The sequence below is a fragment of the Virgibacillus natechei genome, from assembly GCF_026013645.1.
GTDB classification, from domain to species: domain Bacteria; phylum Bacillota; class Bacilli; order Bacillales; family Amphibacillaceae; genus Virgibacillus_L; species Virgibacillus_L natechei.
In genome coordinates, this window is the sequence record NZ_CP110224.1 from 3506705 (window position 1) to 3520226 (window position 13522).

Below are 13522 nucleotides of genomic sequence, written 5' to 3' on the forward strand. Positions count from 1 at the left end.
CCAGTTAGTGGTAAAGGTCTCGCAAACAACAACAGTTGCCAATTAAGCCGGAGAAATAATCTCGTAATGACGACGTTAATTGTACAGCTACTCCCCTTTAGGAATATTATTCTATTACCTTAAGTAAACTCCTTTTTGCGTAAAATGTCAAATCTATTTTTCACTAAAAGATCGTATCTCATGAATGATCTGATCCATGTCCTCTTTTAAGGAAGCTAGTTTTTGCTCGCTATCCGCGGACGTTTCACCGCGCACACCATAATAGCATTTGATCTTCGGTTCTGTTCCTGATGGACGTAAGCAAACCCAACTATCCTGTTCTAAAACAAATTTCATCATGTTTTCATTTGGCAGCTGGATTGCTTCTTTTTTAGCCCCTTCATTCAGTAAGGTGCGTTCACCTACCTCATAATCTTCTATTTGCTCAACCTTAACCCCTGCTATTTCTGTTAAAGGATTATGACGAATTTCATCCATAATAGTAGCTATTTGGTCAGATCCTTCTTTCCCTTTCAGTGTTAAGGAAGACATCCCTTCTAAATAATAGCCGTGTTTAACATACAAATCACTTAATGCATCCAGTAAGGTCTTCCCTTGTTTTTCCCAGTAATATGCCATTTCACAAGCCATAACAGCTGCTTGTACAGCATCTTTGTCACGAGCAAAGCTACTAATTAAATACCCGTAACTTTCTTCAAAACCAAAAACAAATGTTTCCCCGGTTGCGTCAAATTGGCGGATTTTCTCCCCAATATACTTAAAGCCTGTTAAGGTATCTATTGTTTCCACGTTATACGAATCGGCAATTGCCCGTCCCAGTTCCGTTGTTACGACTGTTTTAAGCATACGAGCTGTTTTTAATACGATTGGATCGCTATGAGCTAAGTTATAATCGAGTAACAATGCTCCCAATTGGTTCCCCGTTAAAACTTGATAGTCGCCTGAACTATTTTTCACCGCTACACCTAAACGATCCCCGTCTGGATCTGTTGCAAGTAAAATCGATGCATTACTTTTCTGTCCTTGCTTAATCGCATATGTAAAAGCTTGATGCTCTTCCGGATTTGGCGATTCCACTGTTGAAAACTCCGGATCTGGTTTCACTTGTTCTTCAACAACATCTACGTGTGAGAAATTTAATTGTTCCAGCCCTTTCATCACGAGGTTATTTGCCGTTCCGTGCAAAGGCGTAAAAACAATTGGTAACCCTTTGTCCTGCTTCTGTTCTTCAGGTTCCATTCTTGAAATTCGCTGTAATTCCACCAAATAGGCATTATCAATCTCGTCATTTATCCAATGTAACAATTCTCTTTCTTCCATTTCTTCTTGTTCCATAACTGGGACAGTTAATTCATTTTCGGTTTCTTCGATAGCCTCAATAATTTCGGTGGCCTCATCGGGTGTAATTTGACCGCCATCTTCGTTATATACCTTAAAGCCGTTGTATTCTGGTGGGTTATGACTTGCCGTAATCATGATACCCGCCACCGTACCAAGATGTCGTACTGCATAAGATAAAAGTGGCGTTGGGCGAATGGCATCAAATACACTTGCTTTTATACCATAAGCACCTAGGACTGTTGCAGCTTCTATTGCAAACTCCTGGGACATATACCTTGAATCATATGCGATAACGACACCTCGGTCCTTTACATTTACTCGATTCGCAAGTAAGTAGTTTGCCAGACCATTCACTGCCTTTCTCACTGTATAAATGTTCATCCGGTTGGTACCAGCTCCTAACACACCACGCATGCCGCCAGTTCCAAAGGTCAACTCTTTATAGAAGGCATCCTCTAGCTCCACTTTATGATCCTTTATTTTTTCTAATTCGCTTTTAAGGGACGGATCAAGCTTTTGAAACGAATCCCACTTTTGATAGACATTCTTCCAACTACTCATAATAAATGTATCCTCCAAATTATATAGATGGTGAAATTTTAGCATACTTTCGCATAATATTCTATGGGAGGGTTTAACGAAGTAATTTTAAGGTAAAAATAGGATAAGCGTACTTCCTATTCTGGTAAATAAAGGTTAGAATAGATTATACATAATTAATGAAAGAAAGTTGTGATATGCTTGTCTCAAAAACGATGGTTCCAAATAATGGTTTTCTTTATTTTACTATTTCTATTAATCTGGTTGATTTCGCTTACAGATTTTATCTTTATTCCTGTGCTACAAATTCTGGGGGCTATCGCTTTTCCAATGATTGGAGCTGGGCTTCTTTTTTATTTAACAAAACCAATCACCCAACTATTAGAAAAGTATAAAATCAATCGTGTCGTCTCTATTATTCTTGTGTTTCTACTTATAATCGTGCTCATCACCTTATTTATCTTTTATATATGGCCGATTGCGCAACGACAGATTTACAATTTAATTAATGCAGCTCCATCCATGTTTAAAATGGTGGAGGATTTTATTACGTATTGGCAGACGAATTATTCAGAAATTCCGGATCAAGTCATTACCTCAATTAATGACTTTATAGACGATATCCCAGGTCACCTTGAAAGTATTATAAATAATCTTTTCGGCTTTATTGGAAGCTTTATTGGGCAGGTATTCACAATTGTTGCTGGATTCGTGCTTATTCCTTTCTTTCTTTTCTTTATGTTAAAGGATGGGGAGAAATTAGCTCCTTTTATAACTAAAATTTTTGATGAAAAAAAAGCAAAGAATATTCGAAGTCTATTAAGTAAGGTAGATCATGTATTAGGTTCATTTATTCAAGGACAACTGATTGTTAGCTTTTGTGTGGGTATATTATTATTAATTGGCTACCTTATTATCGGATTAGAATATGCATTGGCGCTTTCCCTGTTTGCCATGTTAATGAATGTTATCCCCTATTTAGGACCATTTATTGCTGTAGCACCAGCATTAATTGTTGGAGCAATTCAAGATCCTACAAATCTCATTTGGGTTTCGTTAATCATGATAATTGCCCAGCAAATTGAAAGTACGTTGATTTCACCTAATGTAATGGGGCAAGTGTTAGATCTACACCCCTTAACCATCATAGTCGTAATCTTGGCTGCAGGAAGCCTTGCAGGGATTGTAGGTATCTTGTTTGCTGTACCATTCTATGCTACGCTAAAAACAATTATTGTTCATTTTTATGAGACCTATACGGAATCCAAGAAAAATAAAAAGGATGCTCTTATTTAACTATAATTTGGGGGGATATGTGTGACTAAATTAGAATTACAAGCAACATTGGATGAATTGAAATCCGATTACGCCCGTATCCAAGGTGATATGGATAAATTAGAATATGTAAAAGGAAGGGTTTCATCTGCGGAGGGACAATTAATTCGACTGGAAAAAGAAATTTCTGATACCAATCGACAACTTGACGAAATGAATGAAGAAAAAGCATGAAGCCATAGACGGCTTCATGCTTTTTCCTAACCATTATTTCGTTGGGTTTCTAGTTTCTCTTTCATTTTCTCTTGTTCTTTATCTGGAGGTGTTAAGCTTACAATCGTATCACCTACTGCAGGCACCGTTCGCATTTCTTCTGAATAGAATTTAAGCTGCCCGGATGGTTTAACCAAATACAACAACACCGTCGTATCTGCCTTATCCGCTAAATAGGTTTTATAATTGTATTGTGCTGTAAGCTTTGTTTGACGAAATACAAACCCAGCCTCAAGCTTTTCATTTAGAATATCCATTGGAAGCTTCTTATCAAATAATACTCTTCCTCCTACTTTCGATACAACTCCACTGGAATATCCATTTTCCAATTGTGTATACGGACTTATTTTAAATACATTTGTGCGACCATACTCAGGTATAAATGTTGTACATACCAACGAATTATGGGCGTGGTCGTCTGTCATCGTAATCAAATATTCATATGGCATGGTATCTAAGTTATATTCTGTCTGTTCTGAAAGCATGCTGCCATGATAAAACGGAACACCTGCTTTGCGAGCTAGGCGTAATTTATTCCACGATGAATCAGTAATAATAACCGGAATTTTAGATTTAGCTAATGACTTCGCAAGTTCTACTGTGAATGGATTACTGCCTACAATTAATGTACCTGGATTTCCTTCCATCGATAAACCAAGTTTCCTAGCAAGCCATCCAATAGAAAAACCATGTGCCACAACCGTAAAAAACACAAGCGCGAACGTAAGTGATGTCAAAATAGAGGCATCTGCGTAGCCTGCATCTAATAGTACTGTTGCAAAGTAACCAGAAACGGTTAATGCTACAATTCCTCTTGGAGCAATCCACCCGATTAATACTTTTTCATTGATCGATAAACTGGTACCGATTGTCGATAAGAAAATGGACAATGGCCGTACAATAAACATCATCAATAATACATATCCAATAATATTCGGACTTAATACTTGGAGTAATGTTTCCACTTCTAGTGACGCTGTTAGCATAATAAATATAGCTGATATTAATAGAACAGAGATGTTCTCCTTAAAGTGACGCATATCAGATATCGAGCTAACACCCATATTCGCTAGCGTAATACCCATTGCTGTCACCGACAGAAGACCAGTTTCATGCATAATTAAATCTGCACCAGTGAAACAGAAAATGACAACAACCACTACTGCTGGAGATTTCAAGAATTCTGGAATATGACCCGTTTCAAACATCCAGCCAAGTCCTTTACCACAAGCCCAACCAAAGATACCGGCAAATATAGATGCAGCAAAGAATAATAGTAGGGCAGCCCCATCTGGATCATTAGCAGTAATATAGACAATAATTTCAAAGGCAAAGACTGCTAATAGTGCACCGATTGGGTCAACAATAATACCCTCCCATTTTAATACCTTTGCGGGTCTCGGTTTTAACTTTGACTGACGTAGTAAAGGCATGATAACAGTTGGGCCTGTTACGATAAATAACCCACCGATAACAAATGCAACTGGCCATGACAAACCAGCTATATAATGAGCAGTTAGTGAGCCAAGAATCCAAGCAATAAATGCACCAACTGTAGAGATTCTAAAAACCGGTTTCCCCAGCCCTCTTAGTTCTTTAAAACTTAAATTGAGACTTCCTTCAAAAAGGATAAGCGCCACAGCCGCGGATATAAGCGGACTATATAAAGGACCAAAATTTTCTTCGGGATTAATAAGACCAAAAATTGGACCAATCAATAACCCCGTAATCGACATCGCTACAATTGCTGGTATACGATAACGCCAAGCTAACCATTGCGAACCAATCCCTAATAGGCCAATAAGTGTTATTTCAAACAAAAGTGATGATACCATTTGAGACCCCCCCTTACTGAGTAAATATAGAGACATTCTATAGGTGAACGGTCATAATGTAAACTGTTTTTTTGAAAAAGATTATTGTCTTATTTTGTTGAATTATAAGGTAAATGCGCAAAAGACGCGTTGACAACTTCTATTGGTATTGTTATGCTAAATTTTGTTTCTTTTGAGAAAGTAAAGTGTGTCAATGGATACGCTTTCTGTTATCTGATAATTTGATCAACTTGCATTTAAGATATATCGAAGGATATGTACGTGTACCACACGTTCGTAATAACAAAAACTCGGCATTTGCTATGCTTTTTGGCAAATGTCAAAGCCTGCACTTATGCACATGGGAATATTTTGTACTTTCCCATGTGCCAAAAAATGATATTCGGGGGACTAGTCAACATGAAAAAGGACGTATTCATCATCGGATTTATGCTATTTGCATTATTTTTTGGAGCTGGTAACTTAATTTATCCGCCTACGCTCGGGATTGATTCAGGAACTTCCTATTGGATGGCTATTAGTGGATTTATCATAACAGGGGTTGGACTTCCAATACTGGCAGTAGCAGCAACTTCCTTTGTGAAGAATGACGCTAGAGAATTAGCCGATAGGGTTCATCCATTATTTGGACTCATCTTCACTTCTATCGTTTATCTTGCTATCGCACCTTTTTTCGGTATACCACGTGCAGCAACGGTAGGATATGAAATGAGTATAGAACCATTTTTGGGCGGGGGTTCTACTGTTGCATTGTTTATCTTTACAGCGATATTCTTTATTTTTGTATTCATCGTTAGCTTAAATCCGTCCCAAATGGTTGATCATATTGGTCAATACCTGACACCGCTATTATTACTGGCAATCGTAGCTCTAAGCATCGGAGGGATTTTGGTATTGAACACACCATTATCCACACCATCACCAACGTATGAATCATCTCCATTTTTCACAGGTTTTGTTGAAGGGTATTTAACAATGGATGCCATCGCAGCGCTGGCTTTCGGTATCGTTGTCGTAAATGCTTTTAAAGATCGCGGGATTACATCAAGACACAATCTGGTAAAAGCAACCTTAAAAGCAGGAATTGTAGCGGGTGTGGGTTTAACAGCTGTTTATACATTTCTTGGCTGGCTCGGAACGCAAATGACGGCGCAGGATTCATTTACCAATGGTGGAGAAATTTTATCCGCTGCGGCAAACGTAATATTCGGAAATTTTGGAGCGTTACTCCTTGGCATCATTGTTACATTGGCATGTTTTACTACATCTGTGGGGCTTGTCGTAGCAGCTGGCCAATTTTTCACCAAAATCACCCGTTTTTCGTATAAATGGATTATTTCGATCGTGACGCTTGTAAGTTTTCTCATTTCCAATCAAGGGCTGGATACGATTATAAGCTTCTCTGTTCCAGTACTTACCTTTATTTACCCAATAGCTATTGTACTCATTCTGCTTACATTTATGCACAAATTATTTGGCGGGGAAACTGGTGTTTATCGTGGAGCCATACTGCTTACAGCCATCGTTAGTTTATATGATGGATTGGTGGCATTTGGTTTAGAGATGCCGACAATAGCAAGTTTTATGGAAAAATTGCCGTTTTTTGAACTTGGTTTAGGATGGCTTGTACCTGCTGTAATTGGAGGATTGATTGGGTTGATGGTTTCGAGAAATAAAGGCGATTTGAACACGGATTCTTAAAAGGTAGAAATCGGGATCGTTCACGCTTGATAGCTGTCTAATTCACGGACATATTGATTAAATATTTGGAAACACCTACAAATGTCCGTGAAATTCAACTAAATCCGAGGAAGTATCACCTGAATGTTCGAAGGGGGCTATCGAGTCAACCTGAATACGCCCGGCAGTTCAGAAAACACCGATCGAATTATCAAAGCATTACTCTTTTCTACTGGATCATTGACCGAACCTCGAAATACGGACCCTATTCATTCAATTCCTCAACCAAGGCCCGTCCTGCTACTGGGAGTCCATACGCGCAAGCCCAGGACGTACCGTATTTAGTCAACCTCACATTAAATTACAATTTATTTTATACTATTATAAATTTTTAGTCAATAATATAGCTAGTTTTAAACCACAATCAATATAAAATACGATGTTTGTCTATGTTGACTATTAGAAAACTTAGCATTTACCAAGCCTTTCGGTGAATACCAGAGCCCGTACTTATAAACAGGTAACTTTTCCTATCTGCCAAGCAAAAAAATGTGTTACTATTAATCTATGAAAAGGAGGTGCAACAGATGACTGTAAAAGAAGAAAAAATTCTGCAAACCTATTTTGGCTACGAATCGTTTCGCCCCGGGCAAAAAGAAACAATCGACCACATATCACAATTAAATAACACACTTGCTGTTATGCCAACGGGCGGCGGCAAATCCTTATGCTACCAAATTCCTGGCTTATCTTTGGATGGGACAGCAATCATTATCTCCCCGTTAATTTCACTTATGAAAGACCAGGTGGATGCTCTTTATTCATACGGAATTCCTGCTACATATATTAATAGCTCCCTATCAACAAGTGAACAGCAAACACGACTAAAGGACATTGCTGCAAATCGCTATAAATTTGTTTATGTTGCACCCGAGCGTTTTGAATCGATGGCATTTGTAAATACGATTAAAAATATTCCGCTTGCACTTGTAGCTTTTGATGAAGCACATTGTATTTCACAATGGGGACACGATTTTAGACCAAGCTACCGTTCCATCGTCCCTAATTTGAAAAAATTATCGAATATCCCAGTTTTTGTCGCATTGACTGCCACGGCAACAGAAGAAGTTATTTCAGACATCAAAAATTTGTTGCATATTGAAACAAATCATGTCGTCAATACGGGATTCGAGCGAAAAAATTTATCTTTTCACATTGTAAAAGGAAAGGATAAATCAACGTATGTGCGTTCTTTTTTAGAGGAACATAAAGACGAGTCGGGAATTATTTATACCTCAACAAGAAAGCAAGCTGATTCTCTATACGAACAGCTTACGAAACGTGGTGTTACAGTTGCGAAATACCATGCCGGTTTATCCGAGGATGAACGTAAACAAGCACAAGCTGCCTTCATTCATGATGAAAAATCTATCATGATCGCGACCAATGCTTTCGGGATGGGAATCGATAAATCGAATGTACGATATGTTATCCATTACGCCATGCCAATGAATATTGAATCCTATTATCAGGAGGCTGGAAGAGCTGGTCGTGACGGAGAACCGAGTGATTGTATTCTTTTATTCTCCCCACAGGACATTCAATTACAGAAATTTTTAATCGAACAGTCACTAATGGATGATGCTTCTAAACAACAGGAATACCGTAAATTACAGGCCATGATTAATTACTGTCATACCCATGGCTGTTTAACAACACAAATTCTGGATTACTTTAACGACACGGTCACACACGAAACATGTGGACGCTGCAGTAATTGTGTGGAACGTCAGGAACGAACGGATATTACCGAAGAAGCACAGATGATCCTGTCTTGCGTCAAGCGGATGGGCGAACGCTTTGGTGTTGGAATGACCGCCAAAGTGTTAAAAGGGTCCAAGGACAAAAAGATAAAGGATTTTCGCTTAGACCAGATTTCTACTTATGGCATATTGTCTGCTTATACGGAAAAGGGCTTGACAGAATGGATCCATTTTCTAATTGCGGAACAATTACTCGCAACGGAAGAAGGAAAGTTTCCGACTTTAAAATTGAATCAAAATTCGATAGAGGTACTAAAAGGAAAGCATTCTGTCTGGATGTTTACTGCCCCCATTCCTGTTAGTGAAGAAGCTGACTATCAAGAGACTTTATTCAACGAATTACGGGCATTACGAAAGCAAATGGCTGACGAGAAAAATGTTCCACCATATGTGTTATTTTCCGATGTAACATTAAAGGAATTAAGCCGTTATTTTCCAGTAACAAAGGAAGATATGCTGGAAATCAAGGGTATTGGAGAGAAGAAATATGACCAATACGGGGAGGCATTCCTAGCTGTAATCCAGAAATGGCGAGAGAACAATCCCGACGTGAAGAAGAAGATTCGAATCGCTGATACACCAGCGCCAGCACCTAAACCGAAGCAGCGGAAAACGGATGACGACAGACCTAGCCATATGGTGAGCTATCAGATGTTTCAATCTGGTAAAACCCTTAAAGATATTACAGTCATTCGGGAGTTTTCCCAGCAAACAATTGAAAATCATCTTTTTAAAGCATTCAAGGAAGGATACCCAATCGCATGGGGAATCTTTTTTAATGAGGAAGAGGAAGCTGCTGTCATGGCAGCACGTGAAGAAATCGATGAGCCACGGTTGAGGCCATTGAAAGAGGCATTGCCTGAGGAGTATAATTATACGATGATTAAGGCTGTTTTGGTTAAGAATGAGTTGATGTAGCGTGAAGATCTGCGTGTACTCGATGCTTTCAGTTTAGTAAACTTGGTTGTCACCAAGCCTTTAGGTGACAGCCTTAGTTGCACTTATGCAGTAAGAAAGTTTTTAATAAAACCTTCTACTGTTTCCATTTCATACGTTCTGAAAGAACTGTTTGAGCATACTACGAACGTTATTCGTTTTTTTGTACGTCAGAAAGTATATTTAAGAATGAATTTAGATCAGAGGCGAACAGTGACCAGTAATTGTCACACCCCAGTTTTTGTCGAATTATATTCCATGTAAAAAGCAGTGCTTTTACGCTTTCGCTCAGATTACGGGTTCGTAAATAGTTCTAATCATCACAAATAACATAGATGTAGTTATATTTTATGTTATAATATTTGTATCAATAGATTGGCTTCACATGAGGGGTTAAGGTGGCACTGTCGTCCTGTCGGTAGTCTTAAGTTGGAGACTTCCAAGGGGGGAGGTGACGCCTATGGATTTTGAAAGCGTTTTGACGTTAATGATATCCTTTGGGATGTTAATAGCGTTCATAATGGCTGATAAAAACCATAAAAAATAACCCCTCACACTACTTTAGCAGGTATCTGAGGGATTATTTTCCTGATGCCGCCTGACCCCTCTTGATGGGGTTCAGTCTATTGTGACCGTTCCATGTACCAGCATGGGCGGTCTTTTTAATTATATGTCTTTCTATGGATAGTATACCCTAATTATAGACCACAAAACAACTTTTTTCACTTGAATTACCACTTCTATTCGCTTTCACTTGTTGAATAATTTCTATAACCTTCTTCCAGTTTGCCCATTAACCTTCAATAGATTCTTGCTTCGTTTCTCCTAGATCTTTCAATTGCAATTTTCCGTCTTCTGACGAAATATGTTGAACAACAATCCATTTATCACTTTGCTTTGATTTGCATCATGGTTCAAGTATTTTAACCATCTTCACAATTTCTTCTTCATATCCTAGGTGCTTATAAAAATTAATTGCATTATCATTCGCCTTGAATACATCTAAAACGAGCTGTTTACATCCTTTATCTAAACACCACTTCTCTGCTTTATCCATTAACATCTTCCCTTTTCCTTTACCTTCACCTGTACTTGTTACTGCAATCGCTGAAATATATACTACCATATCACTTGTGAAGTAATCCCTGCCTTCATTCAATTCTATATATCCTAGAAACTCACCATCATACTCAACCACAAAAATATCTGATTCACTTGACGAGACAGAGTTTGTGGATAACGCTAATTGTTTTTGTTCCATATCCTCTCGGATCCTATATTCCATAAATTGAATATCACTAAAACGATCAGATAGATTGATTATACTGTACTGCCTTTATCCTTTTCCTGATACGGCCTAATATGCATATGTCTTCAATCCTTTATAAATATTTGTCGTATTTGAAAGTACCGTTATTTCTACTCGCACAAAGTTAAAAACGCATTCTTGAGGAGAGAGTGACCCTTCTCAAAAAGAAAAGGCACTATAATTCATTTCACTTTTGCGCCCTTTAATTCAACAAGCGGAACCTTTTATTTGTCCATAGATAATAAACAAAATTTAACTTTTGACCATCCATCTCGAATTCTTCATCACTGGATTCTATATATTCAAAACCGTTATTCTCCAAAACTTTTTGAGACGCTATATTATTGGTTGTTGTTTTTGCTTCAATCTGTTTTATATCCAGGTCTGTTACTAATTCCATCAATAATTTCAATGCTCTTTTAGCGACACCTTTGCCAGTATGTACTTGACCCACCCTGTAGCCTAAATGACCAATTTTCCGAGATTCATCGATATCAACTATATTTACTCTCCCCAGAATAGTACCATTATCAAATCTATCTCAAGAACACGACCATTTGCTATGGCAGTCAATACTTTTTGTTCGTCAAACAGATAGGCAAATGTATGAAGTGTACCAAAAAAGTTATCATAGTCATCAAAAAACATTGGTGAATTGGGATCTCGAAACTTATCAAACATCTCTTCTCCAGTGCGGTGATCCATTTTAGCTTGATCTAAATGGTCCAAACGTTCAGAAGTGTTCCCGGCTGTACGGTTATATGTATCCATTCGGGCATGTTGAAAATGATTCGTACATAATAGCGTATGTTGATCATGACGGACTTTAACTTCGACAGAAGATGCCTCTACAACAGCTATTTGACCACTTGCATCACCTATTGAGTAATTGTAACTCCACGAATGTGGCAATTCCTTTATTAATTGGATAGCCTCATCCGTTGTTTGGCATGTGTCCAACACAATCCTTAGAACACTCCCTGCACTTAGCCCCTTTCTCGAATGCGTATGATTAACAAAATGAAAGCCGATAGTCAGTCCTTTTTCATTCACCCCTTCATGCCTACCCAACATATGCAAACTGTAGCCAACACTCGCATAAGCCTCCTGTGGGTTAATTATTGCTAACCGATTATCATAACTATCAGGTGAAAAATCATAATTTCGAACATAATATTTTGGCGTGACTACTGCAGAGCAACCCATTCCTTTTAGTTTTGGAATATCGTACCCACTAAATAGAGACAATGCTTTTTTATAAGGAATATTTAATGATTTTGTTAACCCTTTCATTTCATCAAGAAGGTGTGGAGCAAATTGATGGAAGATATCTTCGGCAGCACACACATCAATATTTTCATTGATAATAGGCTCAAATTTTTCCACCAGTGAAGCGGGAATGTTGTCTCCCTGATTATAGCCAATTTCATGCGACGAGCCTTTTTGTTGATCTATTACTACTTCGAAGTATGGCAAATGTAAGCACTCCTTATTTTTCGTTATAAAAGTTCATTCTGCATATTCCTGAATAATCCATTTTATTCCACAAAATAGTCCAATTTTGGAAAAGGTTACTTCGTGGTAAGCGCGCCTAGGCTAACTCCAAATAAGTCTCCTAAATTCCATCAACCAACAATCCCGGTATTCTCCCTCGTGAAATTCGTGTTTAGGAAGTATTTTCACCTTGGTAAAGCCACACTTTTCGTAACATTTAAGTGCCCTCTTATTCGTAATTTGCGGGTCCATCACTACCCGATCAACTTGTTTGTGTTGCATTAAAAAATCCACCATTGACTTTACAAGTAATGTTCCAATTCCTCTATTCCAGTACTCTGTTTCGCCAATAAATTGGTCAATTCCATAGATGTTTTCGGTTTCATCATAACCGTAAGTTGCTCTGGTTTTTTTCATCTAACTGATAATATTGTATGTATCCGATCTCTACTTCTTTGTACATAACCATACAGCTAAGCCCATTATTTTTCTGATTATAAAATTTCTTATTAACTATTTCTATATCAAAAGGATTGTCTCTTCCCTCATAGAATTCAAGCACCAATGGGTTTGAAAGCCACTTTGCCAGTAAATGATTATCTTTTGTGAGTAGCTGACGGATTTTCAAATTCCCTTTTTCAAATATCAATTGAAATACATCCCCCCATGGAAGCAAAAGAACCGTCCCCGTGTTTCCTAACTTTTATTATAACTAATATTCACTCAGACATGAAGAGATAAGCGATTTATTTAAGGGTCAACACTAAAATCTACCGTTGATATTAGTGAATAAATATGGTAATAAAACTAGCTAGCGGAGGAAAAACACGGGACTCCTCGAAAATACAAACCAATTTTCTTCGTGCGATGCAAATGCTGCCGTAGCCTTCCTTGTCCTGTGGGAAAGTGCAGTGGGAAGACCCCGCAAGAAAAAAAGCGAACTTCTTTTTTCTGAGGCAGGTTAAGTTCGCGACGTCCTGTCGCAACACCTGCACTAGCACGTCCTGTGCGTCGAA

At 38.1% G+C, this 13522-nt stretch carries 11 protein-coding genes; 4 read left to right on the plus strand and 7 right to left on the minus strand.

All coding sequences use genetic code 11. The features are described from left to right. Positions 1-153: 153 nt before the first annotated feature. The gene (locus tag OLD84_RS17530; RefSeq protein WP_209462964.1) at positions 154-1902 is read right to left on the minus strand and encodes a phospho-sugar mutase; all 1749 of its coding nucleotides are present in this window, start codon (positions 1900-1902) and stop codon (positions 154-156) included. A 171-nt stretch (positions 1903-2073) separates the two neighbouring features. On the opposite strand from OLD84_RS17530, the gene OLD84_RS17535 reads away from it, so the two are divergent. Then, positions 2074-3177 (plus strand): AI-2E family transporter, encoded by a 1104-nt coding sequence (locus OLD84_RS17535; RefSeq protein WP_319961528.1) that lies wholly within the window; start codon positions 2074-2076, stop codon positions 3175-3177. 21 nt (positions 3178-3198) lie between these two features. Further along, positions 3199-3390, plus strand: coding sequence for an SE1832 family protein (locus OLD84_RS17540; RefSeq protein WP_209462962.1), 192 nt, complete (start codon positions 3199-3201; stop codon positions 3388-3390). 26 nt (positions 3391-3416) lie between these two features. Here OLD84_RS17540 and OLD84_RS17545 read toward each other — a convergent pair whose 3' ends face one another. Next, the gene (locus OLD84_RS17545; RefSeq protein WP_209462961.1) at positions 3417-5264 is read right to left on the minus strand and encodes a cation:proton antiporter; all 1848 of its coding nucleotides are present in this window, start codon (positions 5262-5264) and stop codon (positions 3417-3419) included. 399 nt (positions 5265-5663) lie between these two features. Here OLD84_RS17545 and brnQ point away from each other — a divergent pair, with 399 nt between their 5' ends. Both brnQ and recQ read left to right on the plus strand, forming a co-directional pair. Beyond that, a complete protein-coding gene (gene brnQ, locus OLD84_RS17550) occupies positions 5664-6965 on the plus strand; it encodes a branched-chain amino acid transport system II carrier protein (RefSeq protein ID WP_209462960.1) in 1302 nt (433 codons plus the stop codon). Positions 6966-7531: 566 nt separating this feature from the next. Further along, positions 7532-9685, plus strand: a complete 2154-nt coding sequence (gene recQ, locus OLD84_RS17555) for a DNA helicase RecQ (RefSeq protein WP_209462959.1) — start codon at positions 7532-7534, stop codon at positions 9683-9685. 925 nt (positions 9686-10610) lie between these two features. On the opposite strand, the gene OLD84_RS17560 is transcribed toward recQ, so the two are convergent. The 5 genes from OLD84_RS17560 to OLD84_RS19385 all read right to left on the minus strand — a co-directional run bounded on the left by OLD84_RS17560 (position 10611) and on the right by OLD84_RS19385 (position 13182). Next, positions 10611-10964: a GNAT family N-acetyltransferase gene (locus tag OLD84_RS17560; RefSeq protein ID WP_209462958.1), complete on the minus strand. Its 354-nt coding sequence runs from the start codon at positions 10962-10964 to the stop codon at positions 10611-10613. A 250-nt stretch (positions 10965-11214) separates the two neighbouring features. Then, positions 11215-11532 carry a GNAT family N-acetyltransferase gene (locus tag OLD84_RS17565; protein WP_209463054.1) on the minus strand — a complete coding sequence of 106 codons (318 nt, stop codon included), beginning with the start codon at positions 11530-11532 and terminating at the stop codon, positions 11215-11217. Continuing rightward, a complete protein-coding gene (locus tag OLD84_RS17570; protein ID WP_209462957.1) occupies positions 11517-12488 on the minus strand; it encodes a C45 family autoproteolytic acyltransferase/hydrolase in 972 nt (323 codons plus the stop codon). The genes OLD84_RS17565 and OLD84_RS17570 overlap by 16 nt, the downstream gene beginning before the upstream one ends. A gap of 120 nt (positions 12489-12608) precedes the next feature. Continuing rightward, the gene (locus OLD84_RS19380; RefSeq protein WP_319961531.1) at positions 12609-12923 is read right to left on the minus strand and encodes a GNAT family N-acetyltransferase; all 315 of its coding nucleotides are present in this window, start codon (positions 12921-12923) and stop codon (positions 12609-12611) included. Beyond that, entirely contained in the window at positions 12892-13182 is a 291-nt protein-coding gene (locus OLD84_RS19385; RefSeq protein ID WP_319961533.1) for a hypothetical protein, read from the minus strand. The genes OLD84_RS19380 and OLD84_RS19385 overlap by 32 nt, the downstream gene beginning before the upstream one ends. Positions 13183-13522: the final 340 nt, after the last annotated feature.

What these genes read in the sequence shown, in the direction of transcription:
- OLD84_RS17545 (WP_209462961.1), bottom strand. Translation starts at nt 5,264, where the DNA reads ATGGTATCATCACTTTTGTTTGAAATAACACTTATTGGCCTATTAGGG.
- OLD84_RS17530 (WP_209462964.1), bottom strand. Translation starts at nt 1,902, where the DNA reads ATGAGTAGTTGGAAGAATGTCTATCAAAAGTGGGATTCGTTTCAAAAG.
- brnQ (WP_209462960.1), top strand. Translation starts at nt 5,664, where the DNA reads ATGAAAAAGGACGTATTCATCATCGGATTTATGCTATTTGCATTATTT.
- recQ (WP_209462959.1), top strand. Translation starts at nt 7,532, where the DNA reads ATGACTGTAAAAGAAGAAAAAATTCTGCAAACCTATTTTGGCTACGAA.
- OLD84_RS17560 (WP_209462958.1), bottom strand. Translation starts at nt 10,964, where the DNA reads ATGGAACAAAAACAATTAGCGTTATCCACAAACTCTGTCTCGTCAAGT.
- OLD84_RS19380 (WP_319961531.1), bottom strand. Translation starts at nt 12,923, where the DNA reads ATGAAAAAAACCAGAGCAACTTACGGTTATGATGAAACCGAAAACATC.